At 71.8% G+C, this 17,043-nt stretch carries 17 protein-coding genes; 7 read left to right on the forward strand and 10 right to left on the reverse strand.

Annotation, left to right across the window (positions count from 1 at the left end):
* Positions 1 to 42 precede the first annotated feature (42 nt).
* Complete coding sequence (locus ACOKGD_RS03645) at positions 43 to 483, reverse strand: MarR family winged helix-turn-helix transcriptional regulator (protein ID WP_342336723.1); 441 nt, start codon at positions 481 to 483, stop codon at positions 43 to 45.
* A gap of 87 nt (positions 484 to 570) precedes the next feature.
* On the opposite strand from ACOKGD_RS03645, the gene ACOKGD_RS03650 reads away from it, so the two are divergent.
* From ACOKGD_RS03650 to ACOKGD_RS03675, 6 genes are all read left to right on the forward strand, one after another.
* The gene (locus ACOKGD_RS03650; RefSeq protein ID WP_342336722.1) at positions 571 to 1,488 is read left to right on the forward strand and encodes an SDR family oxidoreductase; all 918 of its coding nucleotides are present in this window, start codon (positions 571 to 573) and stop codon (positions 1,486 to 1,488) included.
* Positions 1,485 to 2,369, forward strand: a complete 885-nt coding sequence (locus ACOKGD_RS03655) for an amidohydrolase family protein (RefSeq protein WP_342336721.1) — start codon at positions 1,485 to 1,487, stop codon at positions 2,367 to 2,369. The genes ACOKGD_RS03650 and ACOKGD_RS03655 overlap by 4 nt, the downstream gene beginning before the upstream one ends.
* Positions 2,366 to 3,538, forward strand: coding sequence for an acyl-CoA dehydrogenase family protein (locus tag ACOKGD_RS03660; RefSeq protein WP_342336720.1), 1,173 nt, complete (start codon positions 2,366 to 2,368; stop codon positions 3,536 to 3,538). Before ACOKGD_RS03655 ends, ACOKGD_RS03660 begins: the two co-directional genes overlap by 4 nt.
* A 22-nt stretch (positions 3,539 to 3,560) precedes the next feature.
* A complete protein-coding gene (locus tag ACOKGD_RS03665) occupies positions 3,561 to 4,016 on the forward strand; it encodes a MaoC family dehydratase (RefSeq protein ID WP_342336719.1) in 456 nt (151 codons plus the stop codon).
* Positions 4,017 to 4,020: 4 nt separating this feature from the next.
* The gene (locus tag ACOKGD_RS03670; protein ID WP_342336718.1) at positions 4,021 to 5,622 is read left to right on the forward strand and encodes an acyl-CoA synthetase; all 1,602 of its coding nucleotides are present in this window, start codon (positions 4,021 to 4,023) and stop codon (positions 5,620 to 5,622) included.
* 106 nt (positions 5,623 to 5,728) lie between these two features.
* Positions 5,729 to 7,456 (forward strand): tannase/feruloyl esterase family alpha/beta hydrolase, encoded by a 1,728-nt coding sequence (locus ACOKGD_RS03675; RefSeq protein ID WP_342336717.1) that lies wholly within the window; start codon positions 5,729 to 5,731, stop codon positions 7,454 to 7,456.
* A gap of 36 nt (positions 7,457 to 7,492) precedes the next feature.
* Here ACOKGD_RS03675 and ACOKGD_RS03680 read toward each other — a convergent pair whose 3' ends face one another.
* From ACOKGD_RS03680 to ACOKGD_RS03720, 9 genes are all read right to left on the reverse strand, one after another.
* Positions 7,493 to 8,263, reverse strand: coding sequence for an alpha/beta hydrolase family protein (locus ACOKGD_RS03680; protein ID WP_342337162.1), 771 nt, complete (start codon positions 8,261 to 8,263; stop codon positions 7,493 to 7,495).
* Positions 8,264 to 8,274: 11 nt separating this feature from the next.
* The gene (locus ACOKGD_RS03685) at positions 8,275 to 10,128 is read right to left on the reverse strand and encodes an ABC transporter ATP-binding protein (protein ID WP_342336715.1); all 1,854 of its coding nucleotides are present in this window, start codon (positions 10,126 to 10,128) and stop codon (positions 8,275 to 8,277) included.
* The gene (locus ACOKGD_RS03690) at positions 10,125 to 10,325 is read right to left on the reverse strand and encodes an AsnC family protein (protein ID WP_421355081.1); all 201 of its coding nucleotides are present in this window, start codon (positions 10,323 to 10,325) and stop codon (positions 10,125 to 10,127) included. Before ACOKGD_RS03690 ends, ACOKGD_RS03685 begins: the two co-directional genes overlap by 4 nt.
* Before the next feature lie 76 nt (positions 10,326 to 10,401).
* A complete protein-coding gene (locus ACOKGD_RS03695) occupies positions 10,402 to 11,184 on the reverse strand; it encodes an ABC transporter ATP-binding protein (protein ID WP_342336712.1) in 783 nt (260 codons plus the stop codon).
* Entirely contained in the window at positions 11,181 to 11,963 is a 783-nt protein-coding gene (locus ACOKGD_RS03700; RefSeq protein WP_342336711.1) for an ABC transporter ATP-binding protein, read from the reverse strand. Before ACOKGD_RS03700 ends, ACOKGD_RS03695 begins: the two co-directional genes overlap by 4 nt.
* Positions 11,960 to 12,838 (reverse strand): ABC transporter permease, encoded by an 879-nt coding sequence (locus ACOKGD_RS03705; protein ID WP_342336710.1) that lies wholly within the window; start codon positions 12,836 to 12,838, stop codon positions 11,960 to 11,962. Before ACOKGD_RS03705 ends, ACOKGD_RS03700 begins: the two co-directional genes overlap by 4 nt.
* Positions 12,835 to 13,785 (reverse strand): ABC transporter permease, encoded by a 951-nt coding sequence (locus tag ACOKGD_RS03710; protein WP_342336709.1) that lies wholly within the window; start codon positions 13,783 to 13,785, stop codon positions 12,835 to 12,837. Before ACOKGD_RS03710 ends, ACOKGD_RS03705 begins: the two co-directional genes overlap by 4 nt.
* Before the next feature lie 11 nt (positions 13,786 to 13,796).
* The gene (locus ACOKGD_RS03715) at positions 13,797 to 15,311 is read right to left on the reverse strand and encodes an ABC transporter substrate-binding protein (RefSeq protein ID WP_342336708.1); all 1,515 of its coding nucleotides are present in this window, start codon (positions 15,309 to 15,311) and stop codon (positions 13,797 to 13,799) included.
* A gap of 50 nt (positions 15,312 to 15,361) precedes the next feature.
* On the reverse strand, positions 15,362 to 16,357 hold the full coding sequence (locus ACOKGD_RS03720) for an alpha/beta fold hydrolase (RefSeq protein WP_342336707.1): 996 nt from the start codon (positions 16,355 to 16,357) through the stop codon (positions 15,362 to 15,364).
* 177 nt (positions 16,358 to 16,534) lie between these two features.
* Between ACOKGD_RS03720 and ACOKGD_RS03725 the strand changes: the two genes are divergently transcribed.
* Positions 16,535 to 16,996, forward strand: a complete 462-nt coding sequence (locus tag ACOKGD_RS03725; protein WP_342336706.1) for a carboxymuconolactone decarboxylase family protein — start codon at positions 16,535 to 16,537, stop codon at positions 16,994 to 16,996.
* Positions 16,997 to 17,043: the final 47 nt, after the last annotated feature.

Below are 17,043 nucleotides of genomic sequence, written 5' to 3' on the forward strand. Positions count from 1 at the left end.
CCGCCAGAGGGCGGCCGCGCGTCGCGAGGCGTGGCGCGGGTGTCAGGCGGGGAAGCCGAGTCGCAGCAGCAGGTCGCGCAGCACGGCCTGCTCGTCCGCGGCGAGTACCGAGAGCAGGTCGCGCTCGGCGGCGTTCACGGCGGCCTCCGCCTGCGTGTGCAGGCGACGACCCGCGGGGGTCGCGATCACGGCCTTCGCCCGGCGGTCGTTCGGGTCGGGCTCGCGGGTGACCAGGCCGCGCGTCTGGAGATCGTCGACCAGGGCGACCACCTGGCTCGGATCGAGCCGCAGGTACTCGGCGATGTCGCGCTGCGACAGGCGCTCCTCCGAGACGGCGAGCGCGAGCACCGTGTACGAGCGCACCCGCAGGCCGTGCTCGGCGAGGGCCGCGTGGGCCGCGGCGAGCGACTGCGCGTTCGCGCGCGCGAGCAGGAACGCCGTGTCGTTGAGCAGGGGTCCGCCGGTGCGCAGGTCGCTCGTCATGAGCCGACTCTACAAGATGGAGGGAATCAATCGTTGACATTCTCAAGAATGTGCGATTCGCTGAGTCCGATCGAAGGAGATTCCCCTATGACGCTCACCGGCAAAGTCGCCATCGTCACCGGATCGGGCCGAGGCCTCGGCCTCGCCTACGCGCAGGAGCTCGCTCGGCAGGGCGCGTCTGTCGTCGTCAACGACGTGGACGAGACCGCCGCCGCGGAGGCGGTCGACGCGATCGTCGGCGCCGGCGGCACGGCCACCGCGGTCGTTGCGCCCGTCGGCCCGACTGAGACGGCGAAGGCACTGGTCGACGCCGCGTTCGACACCTACGGCCGCCTCGACATCGTCGTCACGAACGCCGGCGTGCTGCGTGACACCGTGCTCTGGAAGATGAGCGACGACGACTTCGACACCGTCATCGGCGTGCACCTGCGCGGCACGTTCACCGTCGTGCGCGAGGCCGCGATCCGCCTCCGCGAGCAGGGCGAGGGCGGCCGGATCATCGCGATCGGATCGCCGACCGGCCAGCGCGGCAACTTCGGCCAGACCAACTACGCGGCCGCCAAGGCCGGCATCGTCGGCATGGTGCGCACCTGGGCGATGGAGCTCAAGAAGGCCGGGATCACCGTCAACGCGGTCATCCCGGTGGCCGCCACCGCGATGACGGCGACTGTCCCGTACTTCGCCGCGGCCGTGGAGGCCGACGAGAAGGGCGAGGCGATGCCCGCCTTCTTCCGCCACGACCTGGGCTTCGGCACCTCTGCCGACGTCTCGGGGCTCATCGCCTACCTCGCCTCGGACGAGGCGTCCGGCGTCACCGGTCAGGCGATCGGCGTCGGCGGCGACCGTCTCCAGCTGTGGTCGCACCCCGAGCCCGTCGCCACCGCGTACCGCGAGGGCGGCTGGACGTACGACGCCCTCGTCGAGTCGTTCCCCGAGGCGGTCGGCGCGCTCCAGTCGGTGGGCGAGACGTTCCCGCCCTTGCCCGAAGACCTGCAGCGCCCGTGACCCGCTACGAGTGCGCGATCGACCTCGACGCGATCGAGGCGATCGACACGCACGTCCACATCGAGATCGATGCGCACGGGCACTCGTCGCTGCCGGCGGATCTGCAGGAGGCGGCGAGCCGCTACTTCCGCACGGACGGGCCCCGGCCCGATCTCGACGCGATCGCCGCCTACTACCGCGAGCGCCGGATGGCGGCGGTCGTCTTCACGGTCGACGCGACCACCCACCTCGGGCAGCCGCCGATCTCGAGCGCCGAGATCGCCGAGGGCGCCGCGCGGCACAGCGACGTCCTGATCCCGTACGGCTCTGTCGACCCGCATCGCGCGGACGCCATCGACCAGATGCGGCGCCTGCTGGAGGACCACGGCGTGAGGGGCTTCAAGTTCCACCCGACCGTGCAGGGCTTCTCGCCGGATGAGGAGCGCTGGTTCCCGCTCTACGCGCTGCTGGAGGAGGCGGGCGTGCCCGCGCTGTTCCACACCGGGCAGACCGGCATCGGCGCGGGGATGCCGGGCGGGCGAGGGCTGCGCTTGGCGCTGTCGAACCCGATGCTGCTCGACGAGGTGGCCGCCTCTTTCCCGCGGCTCCAGATCGTGATGGCGCATCCCTCGGTGCCCTGGCAGGACGAGGCCCTCTCCGTCGCCACCCACAAGCACTCGACGTGGATCGACCTGTCGGGCTGGAGCCCCAAGTACTTCCCGGCCGAGCTGGTGCGCCACGCGAACTCGATCCTGAAGGATCGGATCCTGTTCGGATCCGACTTCCCCCTGCTGACCCCGGATCGATGGATCCGGGACGCCGAGACCGCCGGATCGTTCAGGCCCGAGGTGCTGCCGGGGATCATGAAGCACAACGCCGCGCGGCTGCTGGGCCTGACATGAACGACCCGGTGCTCGGCCGTCTCGGCTTCGCCGAGCGCCACCTCAGCGCCCCGGCGCGGCGGGTGCTCGAGCGGCTCTCGGAGACGCTCGAGCGCGACGTCGTGCCGCACATGGCGGGCGCGTGGGACGACGCGACCATGCCCGACGCGGTGCTCGGGTCGCTTGTGCCCCTGCGCCTGATGGACCCCGAGGGCGTCGAGGAGTCCGAGGCCGACTCGAGCATGTTCTCGGGCTTCCGGTGCTTCATCCTCGCCCGCGCCGATGTGTCGGCCGCCACGATCTACACGGCCCAGGCGGGCCTGTTCCGCACCACCATCCGCCATGGCGCCTCTCCGGAGCAGGCCGCGCAGCTTGATCCGCTGGTCCGGTCCTTCGAGATGCGGGGCGTCTTCTGCCTCACCGAGCCCGACCACGGGTCCGACATCGCCGGGGGCCTCGCCACCCGCGCCCGCCGCGAGGGCGACGGGTGGGTGATCGACGGCGAGAAGCGCTGGATCGGCGGGGCCGACGCCGCCGACGTGCTCGCGGTGTTCGCACGCGACGAGGCCGACGGGCAGGTCAAGGCCTTCCTCGTCGACCGTCACGACCCCGGCGTGGACATCCGCATCATCACCGGCAAGGTCTCGCTGCGCCCTCTGCAGAACGCGCACATCACCCTGCGCGGGGTGCGCGTCGCCGAGGAGCGCCGCCTGCAGGGCGTCAACGGCTGGCGCGACGTCGCCGGGCTGCTGCGGCGCATGCGCTCGGATGTGGCGTGGATCGCCACCGGCCTGCAGGCGGGCGCGCTCGATGCGGCCCTGCGCTACACGGCGCAGCGGCAGCAGTTCGGCCGCTCGCTCGGCGGATTCCAGCTCGTGCAGGAGAAGCTCGCCCGCATGCTCGGCAACACCACGTCGTCGCTCGCGCTGGTGGCCGCCCTGTCCGCGAACCAGGACGCCGGCAGCTGGAGCGACGAGAGCTCGGCGCTCGCGAAGATGGTCACCGCCGAGCGGGCGCGGGAGACGGCGGCGCTCGCGCGCGAGGTGCTGGGCGGCAACGGACTGCTGCTCGAGCATCACGCCGCCCGGTTCTTCGCGGATGCGGAGGCCGTCTATTCGTACGAGGGAACGCACGAGATCAACGCCCTCATCGTCGGCCGATCGCTCACCGGCGCATCGGCCTTCGCCTGACCACCCCACCCATGGAGGAAGCATGACCACCACCGCCACGTTCGACGAGCTCGCCTCGCTCGCGGGGACCGACCTCGGCTGGACCGACTGGGCCGAGATCGCCCAGGACCGGGTGAACACCTTCGCCGACGCCGTCGACGACCACCAGTGGATCCACACCGACCCCGAGCGCGCGAAGGACGGACCCTTCGGCGGCGCCATCGCCCACGGCTTCCTGACGCTCTCGCTCGCGACGCGGTTCTGGACCGAGCTGCTCGAGGTCGAGGGCGTGAGCACGAAGGTCAACTACGGGCTGGACAAGGTGCGCTTCATCTCGCCGGTGCCCGTCGGGTCCCGGGTCCGGATGAACGCGGTCATCGCCGAGGTCGAGGAGGTCAAGGGCGACGGGGTGCAGTTCACGGTCGACCAGACATTCGAGATCGAGGGCGCCGGGCGCCCCGCCGTCGTCGCGCGCGGCCTCTACCGGTTCTACCGCTGACGCCATGAGCCACCCCGGAATCGGCACCTGGCCGCTCGTCCAGCGCACCCGGACGCCAGGGAAGACCGCGCTGATCTTCGGCGAGGAGTCGTACACCTACGGCGAGTTCGCCGAGGCGGCAGGTCGCGTCGCCGCGGTGCTGGCGGCGATGGGCATCGGGCGGGGCGACGCGGTCGCGTACGTCGGCGAGAACAGCCCCGCCTTCCTGTTCACGCTCTTCGGCGCCGCGCGCCTGGGCGCCGTGTTCGTGCCGGTGAACACGCGCCTCGCCCCGCCGGAGGTGGCCCACGTGCTCACCGACAGCGGCGCCCGACTGCTGGTGTTCGACCCCGAGCTGTGGGACAAGGTGGCGCCCGGCGTCGAGGCGGCCGGCATCGCGCATTCGATCCCGACGGGCGAGGGCGACGAGACGGATCCCGGGCTGAGCCGGCTCATGGGGGTCCCCGCGGAGGCACCGCCGGTCGCGGACGTCTCGCCGGAGGATCCGGCGGTGTACATGTACACCTCGGGCACCACGGGCCGCTCCAAGGGCGCGGTGCTCACGCACGCCAACCTCACCTGGGTGTCGCTGAACTGCGTGGTCGACTACGACCTGCTCTCGAGCGAGGTCGCGCTGCTGATCTCGCCGCTGTTCCACGCGGCGGCCATGGGCATGGGCGCGCTGCCGATCGTGCTGAAGGGCGGCACGATCGTCCTCGAGAAGCGGTTCGATCCCGGTCGCGCCCTCGCGCTGATCCAGACCCACGGCGTCACGATGCTGAGCGGCGTGCCGACCACCTACCAGCTGCTCGCCGATCACCCCGACTGGGCGCGCACCGACCTCTCGAGCCTGCGGCGCCTCACCTGCGGCGGATCGGCCGTGCCCACCCGGATCCTGGATCTGTACGAGGAGCGGGGCCTGCACTTCACCCAGGGATACGGGATGACGGAGACGTCACCCGGGCACACGGCCCTGTCGGCCGACCGCACGCGCGACAAGCAGGGAAGCGTCGGCCTCCCGCACTTCTTCTCGGCCGTGCGGGTCACCGACGAGAACGGCGCGGTCGTCGCGCCGGGCACGGTCGGGGAGATCGAGGCGAAGGGCCCGAACGTGTTCCCGGGCTACCTCCATCTGCCGGAGGAGACGGCTCGCGCCTTCACCGACGACGGCTGGCTGCGCACCGGCGACATGGGCTACCTCGACGCCGAGGGGTTCCTGTTCATCGCCGATCGCCTGAAGGACATGATCATCTCGGGCGGCGAGAACATCTACCCCGCCGAGGTCGAGAACCACCTCTTCGACATCGACGGTGTCACCGGCGCCGCCGTCATCGGCGTGCCCGACGACCGGTGGGGCGAGGTGCCCTGGGCCGTGCTGACGGTGCAGTCCGGCGTCACGATCACGACGCAGGACGTGCAGGATCACCTGAACGGACGGATCGCGCGCTACAAGATCCCGAAGAACGTGGTGATCGTCGACGAGCTGCCGCGCACCGCCTCGGGCAAGGTCCGCAAGGCCGACCTGCGCGCGCGGTTCGGCGGCAGCCCGGACCCCGCGCGGGAGCCCGGCACCGCCATCCCGTGGCAGACCGAGACCATCCGCACCGCGATCCGTCGGAGGCGCTGATCCCGGCACAGGACCCGCGGGGCGCCTGAGACGGAGAGGGGCGCCCGGTGTCGCAGACGACGTCCGCAACGAGGCGGGCGCGACCTCGATGAGGAGGAAACCCCTGATGAAACGGCTTCGAACGGGCGGACTGGCGGCACTGGCCGCCGCATCCGCCCTGCTGCTCTCGGCCCCGACGAGCGCCCTGGCGGCGCCGCCGACCGACCATGTCGTCGCCCCCGCGACCCCCGGCACGCTTCTCGAGTGCGCCTCGCTCGCCGACTTCGCCTTCGCGGCGACCACGATCACCCATGTGCGCGTCGTCCCCGCCGGCGAGGGGACCCATGCGGGCGCTCCGGTCGGCGAGCACTGCCTCGTGCAGGGGCGGATGAACGAGCGCGTCAGCGAGGTCGACGGGCAGGCGTACGCCATCGGCTTCGAGATGAGGCTCCCGCTCGACTGGTCCGGGCGCTTCCTGCACCAGGGCAACGGCGGCATGGACGGCTCGGTCGCCCCCGCGTTCGGGTCGATCACGGGTGGCCAGCTGCGAAGCGGGCTCCAGCAGGGCTTCGCGGTGCTGAGCTCCGATGCGGGGCACAACGGCGCGCAGAACCCGCTGTTCGGTCTCGACCCGCAGGCCCGGCTCGACTACGGCTACCAGGCGGTCGGCACGCTGACGCCCATGGCGAAGGCGCTGATCGAGGCCGCATACGGGCGTCAGCCCGACACGTCCTACTTCGCCGGCGGATCCAACGGCGGTCGCCACACCATGGTGGCGGCGGCCCGATACGCCGACGAGTACAACGGGTTCCTCGCCGTCGCACCGGGCTTCGACCTTCCTCAGGCCGCGGTGTCCCAGGTGTGGGGCGCGCAGCAGTGGAACACCGTGGCGACCACCGCCGGCGATCTGCAGACCGCGTTCACCGCGGCCGAGCGCCGGACCGTCGCCGCGGCGATCCTCGAGCGCTGCGACGGGATCGACCGCCTGGTGGACGGGATCGTGGCCGACAGCGCGCGCTGCCAGAAGTTCTTCGATGTGCAGCGCGACGTGCCCACCTGCGACGACGAACGCGACGGCTCGTGCCTCACGCGGGCGCAGAAGGATGTCATCGCGACCGTGTTCGCGGGGGCCAGGACCAGCGACGGCACACCGATCTATCCGTCGTTCCCGTTCGACGCCGGCATCGCCAACGGGGACTGGGCGACGTGGGAGCTCACGCTCAGCGCCCTGCTGGATCCGATGGCGGTGGGCTTCGTCTTCTCGCCGACCCCGGAGAGCCCCGCGATCCTGGCCGACATCCGCCAGTACGCGCTGACGCTCGACATCGATGCCAAGGCCGCCGGGATCCATCAGGAGGGGATCGGGGGCGAGAGCCCCATGGAGTTCATGACGCCGCCGGACCCGACGCGTCTGGACGAGCTCCGCGACAGCGGCGGGAAGATGATCGTTGTGCACGGCGCCTCGGACGCCGTGTTCAGCGTCGACGACACGGCCCGCTGGTTCGACGCGCTCGACAAGGCTCACCGCAACAAGGCCGAGCAGTTCGTGCGGTACTTCGAGGTGCCGGGCATGGGCCACGTCAGCGGCGGCCGGGCGACCGACCAGTTCGACGGGCTCGGCGCGATCGTCGACTGGGTCGAGAAGGGCGCCGCGCCCGAGCGCCTCATCGCCTCGGCGCGCGGCGCGGGCAACCCCGGCGGGGTGAACCCGGAGGTCCCCGCCGACTGGGCGCCCGACCGCACGCGGCCGCTGTGCATGTACCCGCTGGTCGCGCGCTATGTCGGCGGCGACACCGAGTCGGCGGACAGCTTCGCCTGCAAGCCGAGCTCGGGCGGCCCGAACCGGGCCGGCTGAACCGGGGCGGGGTGGCGTCCGGCGGGCGCCACCCCGTCAGGCAGTGGCCGGCAGGTAGCTCTCGGCCCAGGCCGCGATGATCCGGGCGGCGCGGGCGGCGTGGCCCTTGCCGGTGAGGAAGTGGCCGGCGCCGTCGAGGTCGATGAAGCTGCGCGGGTGGGTGGCCTCGAAGAAGATCTCCTGCGCGTTGGTGATGGGCACCATGGTGTCGTCGGGGTCGTGCAGGATCAGCAGCGGCTTGCGCAGCCGGCCGATCACCTCGGGCAGGTCGGTGGCGCGCAGGTCGTCGATGAACCCGCGGCGCAGGGTGAGCTCCCGCCCGCCGATGCGCCATTCGGCCTCGCCCTGGTCCATCACGAGCTCGGCGATCTCCTGGAAGTTGTGCTCGGCGTGTTTCGGCTCGTACGGCGCGCCCACGGTCGCGATCGCCGTGACATCCGGGCACTGCTCGGCCGCCGCGAGCACCGCGGCGCCGCCGAACGAGTGGCCCACCAGCAGCGACGCGGGGGCGCCGCGCTCGGCCAGGAACCGGGTGGCGGCGACGGTGTCGGCCACCTTCAGCGAGAACGACGAGTCGGCCCAGTCGCCGCCCGAGTCCGCCAGCCCGAGATTGTCGAAGCGCAGCATCCCGATCCCCGCGGCGGCCAGGCCCTTCGAGATGCGCGACGCCGCGGGGCTGTCCTTGCCCAGGGTCAGGCCGTGGCTGAACACGCCCCAGCCCTTGACGGGGCCCTCGGGGATCTCGATCACCCCCGCGAGCAGGGGGCCGGACGTCGAGGGGAACTGCACGGCTTCGCTGGTCACCAGACCAGTCTTGCTCACACCAGCAGCTGGTGCCGCGCGAGATCGCGGTACAGCGGCGTCGAGGCGACGAGCTCGCTGTGGGTGCCCTGGCCGACGACCTCGCCCCGATCGAGCACCACGATCCGGTCGCTGTCGATCACGGTCGAGAGGCGGTGGGCGATCACCAGCAGCGTGCGGCCCTCGGCGACGGCGTCGATCGCGTCGCGCATGAGCTGCTCGTTGAGGCCGTCGAGCGACGACGTCGACTCGTCGAGCAGCAGGATCGGCGGGGCCGCGAGCAGGGCGCGGGCGATCGCGAGGCGCTGGCGCTCGCCGCCGGAGAGCATCACGCCGTCCTCTCCGACGGGGGTGTCCACACCGAGCGGGGAGCGGTCGATGACGCTGCCGAGGTTCACCGCGCGCAGCACCCGCTCGCAGTCGGCGTCGGAGGCGTCCGGGGAGGCGAGACGCAGGTTGTCGGCGATGGTGCCCGCGAGGGTGGGGGCGTCCTGCTCGACGTAGCCGAAGCGGGCGCGCAGGTCGTCCCGCGAGAGCGAGCGGGCGTCCTGGCCGTCGATCTCGATGCGGCCGGCGGTGGGGTCGTAGAACCGCTCGAGCAGCGACAGGATCGTCGACTTGCCGGCTCCGCTCGGGCCCACGAGTGCGACGCGGGTGCCGCGCGGGACATCGAAGGTGACGCCTCGCAGCACGTCGTCGGCCGTGGTGGCCTCGTCGAGGGGCACGTGCGCCTCGCTCTCGGCCTGCGCGCGTGCGGCGACGGCGGCCTCGGGGTAGCGGAACCGCACGTCGCGGAACGCGACGGCCGGGGCGCCCGCGACGGGCGCGGCGGGGGCCGGATCCGGGTCGGCGGCGTCCTCGGTCGGGAGGTCGAGCACCTCCTGGATGCGCCCGAGCGCCCCGAGCGCCTGCCCGACGCTCGAGATCGCGCCGAACGCCTGGCCCAGGGGCATGACCAGCAGCAGCAGGAACATCACGAAGGTCACGAGGCTCGAGATCGCCACGGCGCCCGAGGCGACGCGCATGCCGCCGACACCCAGCACCACGAGCATCGAGGCCTGGAGGGCGACGCCCGCGATCGGCACGACCAGGGCGGAGGCCTTGGCGACCTCGACGCCGGCCTCGTACGCCTCGGTGGCCTTCGAGGTCACCGCGCGCTCCTCGCGGGCGGTCGCTCCGGAGGCGCGGATCGTGCGCACGGCGCCGATGGCCCGCTCGATGCCGCTGGTCAGCTCACCCACGCGGGCCTGCTGGCGGGAGGTGGCGCGGCGCATCCGGCCGCTCAGCGAGACAACGGCGATGACGCTGAGCGCGAGCACCCCGATGATCGACAGCAGCAGCACCGGATCGATCACGAGCATCGCGATCAGCGCGCCCAGGAAGATCAGCACGCTGCCGACGCTGTCGGCCAGGCCCTGGGTCAGCACCGCGTAGAGCATGGTCGTGTCGGTGCCCACGCGGGAGACGAGGTCGCCGGTGCGGCGGGCGTCGAACTCGGAGATCGGCAGGTGCAGGATCCGCGCGATCAGGCGCCGGCGGCTGGAGAGCACCACCGCGGTGCCCGTGCGCTGCAGCAGGAAGTGCTGGTAGGCGCTGATCGCCGACGACACGACGACGAACGCGACGAGCGCCCAGACGAGGATCCCGAGGGTCTCGCCGCTCTGCACGCGCTCGATGACCTGGCCGATCAGCAGCGGCTGCGCCAGGGTGGTGAGCGCGGCGAGCACGCTCAGCACCGACACCCACACAAGCACCTTCTTGTGCTCGAAGATGAACGGCAGCAGCTGCTTCAGGGTCGCGCGCGGCCCGTCGTCCTTCGTGGGGCGGGCGAACGGTGAGCGGCGGGCGCGTGTCTCGGACATCTCGTTCATTTTCTGCCGTACTTCTTGTGAGCCGCCTGCTTGCTGATCCCGAGCGCGGTGGCGATGGCCTCCCAGGAGAAACCCTGCACCCGGGCACGTCGCACCTGGGCCTCCTCCTCGCGGTTCAGGAGACGGCGCTGCTCGGCGATCCGGAACAGCGCGGGGATCGGCTCGCCGTCGTCCGCGGCCTGCAGGGTCTCGGTCATGGCGTCAACCATAGTTGACATTCGTGCTCTGCGCACCCGCTGTCGCTTCGCTCTCGGCGAAGGCGCCCGTGGTCGATCACGGACCGGGGATCGTGGGCACCGCGGCGAGCAGCCTCCGCGTGTACGCGTGCTGGGGTCGCAGCAGCACGTCGGTCGTCGCGCCGCGCTCGACGATGTCGCCGTCCTTCATCACGGCGACGGTGTCGCACAGCGACTGCACAACGCCGATGTCGTGCGAGACCAGGATCAGGGTCAGCCCGCCCTTCTCGCGCAGCGAGGCGAGCAGCTCCAGGATCTGGGCGCGCACGGTGACGTCGAGGGCCGAGAGCGGCTCGTCGCCGACCAGCACCTTCGGGCGATGGGCGATGGCGCGGGCCAGGGCGATGCGCTGGCGCTGGCCCCCCGAGAACTCGTGGGGGTGGCGCGCCGCCATCTCGGGCTCGAGCCCGACGTCCATCAGCACCTCGCGCACCCGCGCCGCGTGGTCGCCGGGGATGCCGAGCGCCCAGAGGGGCTCCGCGATGATCCGCTCGATCGTCATCCGCGGGTCGAGCGAGGCATACGGGTCCTGGAAGACGACACCCGTCTCCCGGCGCAGCCAGTGCAGCGAGCGCGCCCGCGCTGTGGCGTCGACCCGGCGCCCCTGGAACATCACGGTCCCCGCGGTCGGGGTGTCGAGCCCCAGCAGCAGCCGGATGAGGGTGGACTTCCCCGATCCGGACTCGCCGATGACGCCGAGAGCCGAGCCCTCGGCGATCTCGAGGTCGGTGGGCGCCAGGGCGGTCGTCTCGCGCCGCGGGGCGAAGAGGGTCTCGCGGGGGAGGGCGTAGCGGCGGGTCAGGCCCGAGGCGGTGATCATGATCCCGGCCTCCAGAGGGTCGCGGTGGCATCACGCAGCAGACCCTGCGTCACGGGGTGCGCGGGGGCCGTGAGCAGCTGCGAGATGGCGCCGCTCTCGACCACGCGGCCGTGCTCGAGCACCACACCGTGCGTGGCGACCTGAGAGAGGACGGCGAGGTCGTGGGTGATGAAGACCAGCGACATGCCCCCGTCGGAGACGAGCCCCAGCAGCAGCTGCAGGATCTCGGCCTGGATGGTCACGTCGAGCGCCGTGGTGGGCTCGTCGGCGATCAGCAGGCGCGGTTCGCAGGCGAGGGCCATCGCGATGGCGACGCGCTGCCGCTGGCCGCCCGACAGCTGATGCGGGTAGCGCTTCACCAGCGCCTCCGGATCCGGCAGCATCACGCGGCGGGCCTCATCCACCGCGATGCGGCGCGCCTCGGCGCGGGAGACATCGTGGTGGATCCGCACAGACTCGGCGATCTGACGCCCGACCGTGCGGATGGGGTTGAGCGCCGTCTGCGGCTCCTGGAACACCATCCCGATCTCGTCCCCGCGCAGCGCGGCGAGGTCGCGGTCGCGCAGGCCGATGAGCTCACGGCCGTTCCAGCGGATCGACCCGCGCACCCGCGCACCCTCCGGCAGCAGGCCCAGGATCGCGAGCGCGGTGAGCGACTTGCCGGATCCGGATTCGCCGATCAGGCCCACCCGCGCGCCGGAGGGCACCGCGAACGAGACGTGGTCGACGACGTGGCGTCCGTCGATCTCGACGACGAGGTCGGTCACCTCGAGGGTCATGCCACCACCCCCGGGGTCGTGTGCGCGATGGCCTTCGGGCCGTGGCTGCGGCCCCGCAGCGTCGGATCCGTCGCCTCCCGCAGCGCGTCGCCGAGCAGGTTGAGGGCGAGCACCGTCGCCGTGATCGCCAGCCCGGGCCAGACGACGGACAGCGGGTGGACCTGCAGGTACTTCTGCAGCTCGGCCAGCAGCAGCCCCCACGACGGCTCGGTCACCGAGGCGCCGAAACCGAGGAACGACAGGCCCGCCTCGGCGAGCACGGCGACCGCCATCGACCACGACAGCTGCACGATGAAGACCGGGGCGACGTTGGGCAGCAGGTGCACCCGCAGATTCTGCAGGGGGGTGAGGCCGGCTGCCCGGCCGGCGAGCACGTAGTCGCTGCCGCGCACCCGTCGCAGCTCGGGTCGTGTGACGCGGGCGATGCTGACGCCGAAGCCGATGCCCACCGACCACACCACGACCCAGAGCGACCCGCCCCAGACGGCCGAGATCATCATCGCGATCAGCAGCACGGGGAAGGCGATGAGGATGTCGATGAGCACGGCGACCGCCTCGCGCGTCCAGCGCGGCGTGAGGGCGCCGAACGCGGCGAGCAGCACCCCGATGACCGTCGAGACGATGCCGGCACCCACCGCGACCAGCACGGTGGTGCGCGCGCCGGTCATCAGCAGGCTCAGGATGTCGCGGCCGGTGCCGTCGGTGCCGAGCAGGTGCGGCCAGCCGGGAAGCGCCCACCGAGCCGTCACGTCGACGGACTTCGGATCGAACGGGGTCCACACCAGCGACACGAGTGCGGTCACCAGGATCACCGCCATCACGACGAGTCCGAAGCGGCCGGTCCCGAGGCGCCACAGGCGGGTCAGCGTGCTCATGCGGCCTCCCGCTGACGGGGGTCGATCGCGTGATGGACGAGGTCGACCACGAAGCCGATCAGCAGCACGAAGCCGGTGAGCACCAGCAGCTCGCCCTGCACCATCGTGAGGTCGCGCGATCCCACGTCCGCGGCCAGCATCCGGCCGATGCCGGGCAGGTTGAAGACCTGTTCGATCACGACCGCCCCGACCACGATCCCGGCGACCTGCAGGCCCATCACCGTGACGATCGACAGGCCCACCGACGGCAGGCCGTGCCGGATCAGCGCCTGGGTGCGGGTGAGCCCCTTGGCGGCGCCCGTGCGGACGAAGTCCTGGCCGACGGCCTGCAGGGTGGCGCTGCGGACGAAGCGCAGCAGCATCGCGCCCTCGATCACCCCGATGGTGACCGCGGGCAGGATCAGGGCGCGCAGGGCGCGATCAGGGGTCGACCAGCCCGAGCGGGGAAAGCCCTGCGCCGGGAACCAGCCCAGCATCACCGCGAAGACGACGACCAGCATCATGCCCGCCCACAGGGCCGGCACGGCGGCCAGGCCCTGCGAGACGACGCTGATCGCCGTCCCGTCGGCGCGCCCGCGGCGCAGGGCCGAGAGCACACCGAACGGCACCGCGATGAGCAGCGCCACGATCATCGCCATCATGCCCAGCGGCACCGTCACCTGCGCCTTCTGCCACAGCTGCTCGGACACGGGCGATCCGGTGAGCAGCGACGACCCGAGATCGCCGCGCAGCACCCCGCCGATCCACCCGAGGTACTGCGCCAGCAGGGGCTGGTCCAGCCCGAGCTGCTCGCGGATCCGCTCGACCTGATCGACCGAGCCCTGTGTGCCGACAATCATCTGCGCGACGTCACCCGGAAGGATCCGGAGCACCAGGAAGATGATCGCGCTCGCGACGAACAGGCCCACCAGCAGGAGGGCGAGCCGCGTGAGCAGGTAGCGGAGCATTCAGACCGCGATCAGCCCAGGACGCTGACGGCCGACAGGTCGAGGCGCGAGTTGGTCGAGTCCGTCGGGAAGCCCTTCACGTGATCGCCGATCGCGGTGATGGGCTCCACCGTGTACAGCCAGTCGGCCGCGTGGTCCTCGGAGACGATGCGGGCGGCCTCGGCGAGCAGCTCGGCAGACTCGTCGGCATCGAGCGTGGCCATCGCTTCGGCGTACAGCGTCTGCACCTCGGCGTTGTCGTAGCCGAAGTAGTAGGCGGGGTTGGCGAAGTTCGAGAAGTCGCGGGGCTCGACGTGCAGCACGAAGCTCAGCTCGTAGTCGTGGTTCGTGTAGACGTCCTCGATCCACGTCGGGAACTCGACGGTGTTCACCTTCAGCTCGACCCCGATGTCGTGGTACGCCGAGACGAGGAACGTCGGGATCGTCGTCGAGTAGTGGCTCGGGATCGTGAGCGTCAGCTCGAGGTCCTTCTGCCCCGCCTCCGCGAGGAGCTCCTTGGCGCGCTCCGGGTCGTACGGCGCGACGTCGGAGAGGTCCTCGTAGCCCGGGTCGAGGGCGGGGATCGGGCCGAACTGCGTCACGGCCCCGCCGAGGGTCTCGGCGAAAGCCTCGTGGTCCACGGCCAGTCGGAGCGCCTCGCGCACGCGCTTGTCGTCCAGGGGAGCGACCGCGTTGTTGAAGGCGACGGTGCCCTTGTCGGTCGACTTGCCCTGGGCGAGCGTGAAGCCGGCCTGACCGTCGAGCTGCGAGGAGAGCTCCGGCAGCACGGCGGTGAGCACGTCGAGGCTGCCGTCCAGTGCGGCGTTCACGCCCGCGGTGTAGTCGGGGATGTAGGCCACGTCCACGGCGGCGACCTGCGTCTTCTCGCCCCAGTAGTCGGCGAAGCGGGCGAGCGCGATGCCGTCGCCCTGCGTCCAGCTCTCGAGGGTGAACGGCCCGGTGCCGTTGGCGGCGACCTTCATGTCGGTGGTGTCGCCCTCGTCGAAGACGATGCCGGCGGGGCCGGTGAGGGAGAACAGCAGGTTCTGGTCGGGGGCGTCCAGGGTGAGGACGACGGTCTTCTCGTCGGGCGCGGTGACCGCCGTCACGTGCGCGAACTGCGCGTTGCCGTTGATGGAGGCGTCGGTGCGGACCGCCTCGTACGACGTGACGACGTCCGAGGCGGTGAGCGCACCGCCCCCGTGGAAGACGACGCCCTCGTGCAGCGTGAAGGTGTAGGTGAGGCCATCGGGCGAGATCGTGTAGTCGGAGGCGAGCCCCGGGGCGATCTCGTTCTGCGGCGTGCGGGTGACGAGCCCCTCGTACACGTTGTCGAGGAGGATCTGCTCGAGCGCGGCGCCCGTCGTGTGGCGGATGTCGAGGTTCCCCGGCTCCAGCACCAGGCCGACGCGCAGCGTGGCGTCCGGGTCGGCCTTGCCGGTGCCGGCGCCGTCGCCCTGGGTCGGCGTGCAGCCCGCGAGCGCGACCGCGCCGATCGCCAGCGCGGCGACGGCCGCACGGCGCAAGACGGTGGAGAGAGTGGGCATGGTGTCCTTTCGGAGCGGATGACGCGGGTCGCGCCGTGCGGATCGCCGGATCAGCGGGTCTCCGCTTTCGGGTCTGCGGCGGCGGTGTCGGCGTCCGCGGAGTTCGGGTCAGTCGGGAGAGTCTGCAGGACGGAGGCGATGCGCGCGGCGAGCTCGGCCGGCGCGACCTCCTGGATGTTGTGAGGCGCGTCGATCGTCGCGACGCCCGCCTCGGGGAGGCGAGCGGAGAAGTCGGCGGCGGCCGCGTCGTCGACGAAGCCGCGGGTGCCGCGCACCAGGGTCACCGGGGCCTCGACCGCCGAGAGATCCGCCCAGGCGCTGTCGTCGACGACCGGCGCGGCGGCGCGCCCTGCCCCATCCGGCAGCGCCTGCTGGGCGAGCCGGGCGAAGTGGTGCTTCCACTCCACACGGCCGTCCTCGCGCACGCGGGTGTTGTGGAAGACGCCGCGGCGGGAGTCCTCGGGGGATCCGCCCAGGCCGAACGCGGTCGCGTGCTCGACGACGGCCTCGCGGGAGGGGAAGTCGGTGACCTCGTAGAACCGGCGCAGCTCGGCCGAGCCGCTTCCCCCGGCGGCACCGGGCGTGATGTCGACGAGGATCAGGGCGGCGACGAGGTCGGGCCGTGCGGCCGCGACGGCCGCGGCGGTCAGACCGCCGAGCGAGTGGCCCACGAGCACCGCCGGCGCCTCGGCCCAGGACTCGATCGCGCGCACCACGTCGGCCGCGAGCGTGCGCGGCCGGTAGTCGGCGTCCTCGCGCCAGCCGGAGTCGCCGTGGCCGGGCAGATCGAGCGCCAGCACCGGACGGCCGAGCACCAGCGCCGTGTTGTCCCACGTGTGGGCATTCAGACCCGCGCCGTGCAGCAGGACCACCCGCGGGCGGCCCTCGCCGAAGCGGACGGCGCTGAGCGCGCGCTCGCCGGTCAGGGTGAGTCGGACGGTCGGCGGAAGGGCGACGCCGAAGCGGCCCGCCTGGCCGGGCAGGAACGAGAACTCGTCGCGGGGATCGCCGACGGGCGTCGTCGCGGGTGCGGTGCTCTCGGTCACGGTGACATTGTGCCGCGCTCAGGGGTGCGGCAGGAAATCGCGGATCAAAGTGCACAAAATGGGCACGCGTTTTATGTGCAGAAGTATCTGTCTAGGACTGAGTAAAAGTGCACACTGATCCCGAGCCCTTTCGGCGGGGGCCGTCCCCGGGGCGATCCGGGTCGGTAGGGTGGCCTCATGAGCCAGGAGCGCGTCCACCTCTCGAAGTCCGAGCCCGAGGCCTACAAGGCGCTCGATGCCTTCTCACGGGAGGTCGGCCGCATCGCGCGTGACAACGGCGTGGATGACCGCCTGAAGGAGCTGGTGCTGATGCACTGCTCGCAGCTCAACGGCTGCGCCTACTGCACCCGCGTGCACCACGACCGCGCGGTCGCCGCGGGAATCTCGAGTGACGTGATGTCCCAGCTGCCGGTGTGGCGCGAGTCGGGGGTGTTCAGCGAGCGCGAGCGAGCGGCGCTCGAGCTGGCGGAGGCGCACACCTTCATCCACCGGGGCGGGATCTCCGACGAGGTGTATGACCGCGTGGGCGCCGTGCTCAGCGAGAAGGAGTATCTCGGGGTGAGCTGGCTCGCGATCTCGATCAACGCCTTCAACCGCGTTGTGATCGCCGGGCGCTACCCGGTGCCGCCGCTCGCCTGAGAGCGGAGCGTGGGAATGCGCTGGGGTAGGTAAGGCAAGCCTCATCA

This window comes from Microbacterium phosphatis (assembly GCF_049177115.1).
GTDB lineage: Bacteria > Actinomycetota > Actinomycetes > Actinomycetales > Microbacteriaceae > Microbacterium > Microbacterium phosphatis.

Bases quoted from the DNA above. Each gene is read 5' to 3' on its own strand.
- ACOKGD_RS03645 (WP_342336723.1), bottom strand. From the start codon at position 483: ATGACGAGCGACCTGCGCACCGGCGGACCCCTGCTCAACGACACGGCG.
- ACOKGD_RS03650 (WP_342336722.1), top strand. From the start codon at position 571: ATGACGCTCACCGGCAAAGTCGCCATCGTCACCGGATCGGGCCGAGGC.
- ACOKGD_RS03660 (WP_342336720.1), top strand. From the start codon at position 2,366: ATGAACGACCCGGTGCTCGGCCGTCTCGGCTTCGCCGAGCGCCACCTC.
- ACOKGD_RS03665 (WP_342336719.1), top strand. From the start codon at position 3,561: ATGACCACCACCGCCACGTTCGACGAGCTCGCCTCGCTCGCGGGGACC.
- ACOKGD_RS03670 (WP_342336718.1), top strand. From the start codon at position 4,021: ATGAGCCACCCCGGAATCGGCACCTGGCCGCTCGTCCAGCGCACCCGG.
- ACOKGD_RS03675 (WP_342336717.1), top strand. From the start codon at position 5,729: ATGAAACGGCTTCGAACGGGCGGACTGGCGGCACTGGCCGCCGCATCC.
- ACOKGD_RS03685 (WP_342336715.1), bottom strand. From the start codon at position 10,128: ATGAACGAGATGTCCGAGACACGCGCCCGCCGCTCACCGTTCGCCCGC.
- ACOKGD_RS03690 (WP_421355081.1), bottom strand. From the start codon at position 10,325: ATGACCGAGACCCTGCAGGCCGCGGACGACGGCGAGCCGATCCCCGCG.
- ACOKGD_RS03695 (WP_342336712.1), bottom strand. From the start codon at position 11,184: ATGATCACCGCCTCGGGCCTGACCCGCCGCTACGCCCTCCCCCGCGAG.
- ACOKGD_RS03700 (WP_342336711.1), bottom strand. From the start codon at position 11,963: ATGACCCTCGAGGTGACCGACCTCGTCGTCGAGATCGACGGACGCCAC.
- ACOKGD_RS03705 (WP_342336710.1), bottom strand. From the start codon at position 12,838: ATGAGCACGCTGACCCGCCTGTGGCGCCTCGGGACCGGCCGCTTCGGA.
- ACOKGD_RS03710 (WP_342336709.1), bottom strand. From the start codon at position 13,785: ATGCTCCGCTACCTGCTCACGCGGCTCGCCCTCCTGCTGGTGGGCCTG.
- ACOKGD_RS03715 (WP_342336708.1), bottom strand. From the start codon at position 15,311: ATGCCCACTCTCTCCACCGTCTTGCGCCGTGCGGCCGTCGCCGCGCTG.
- ACOKGD_RS03725 (WP_342336706.1), top strand. From the start codon at position 16,535: ATGAGCCAGGAGCGCGTCCACCTCTCGAAGTCCGAGCCCGAGGCCTAC.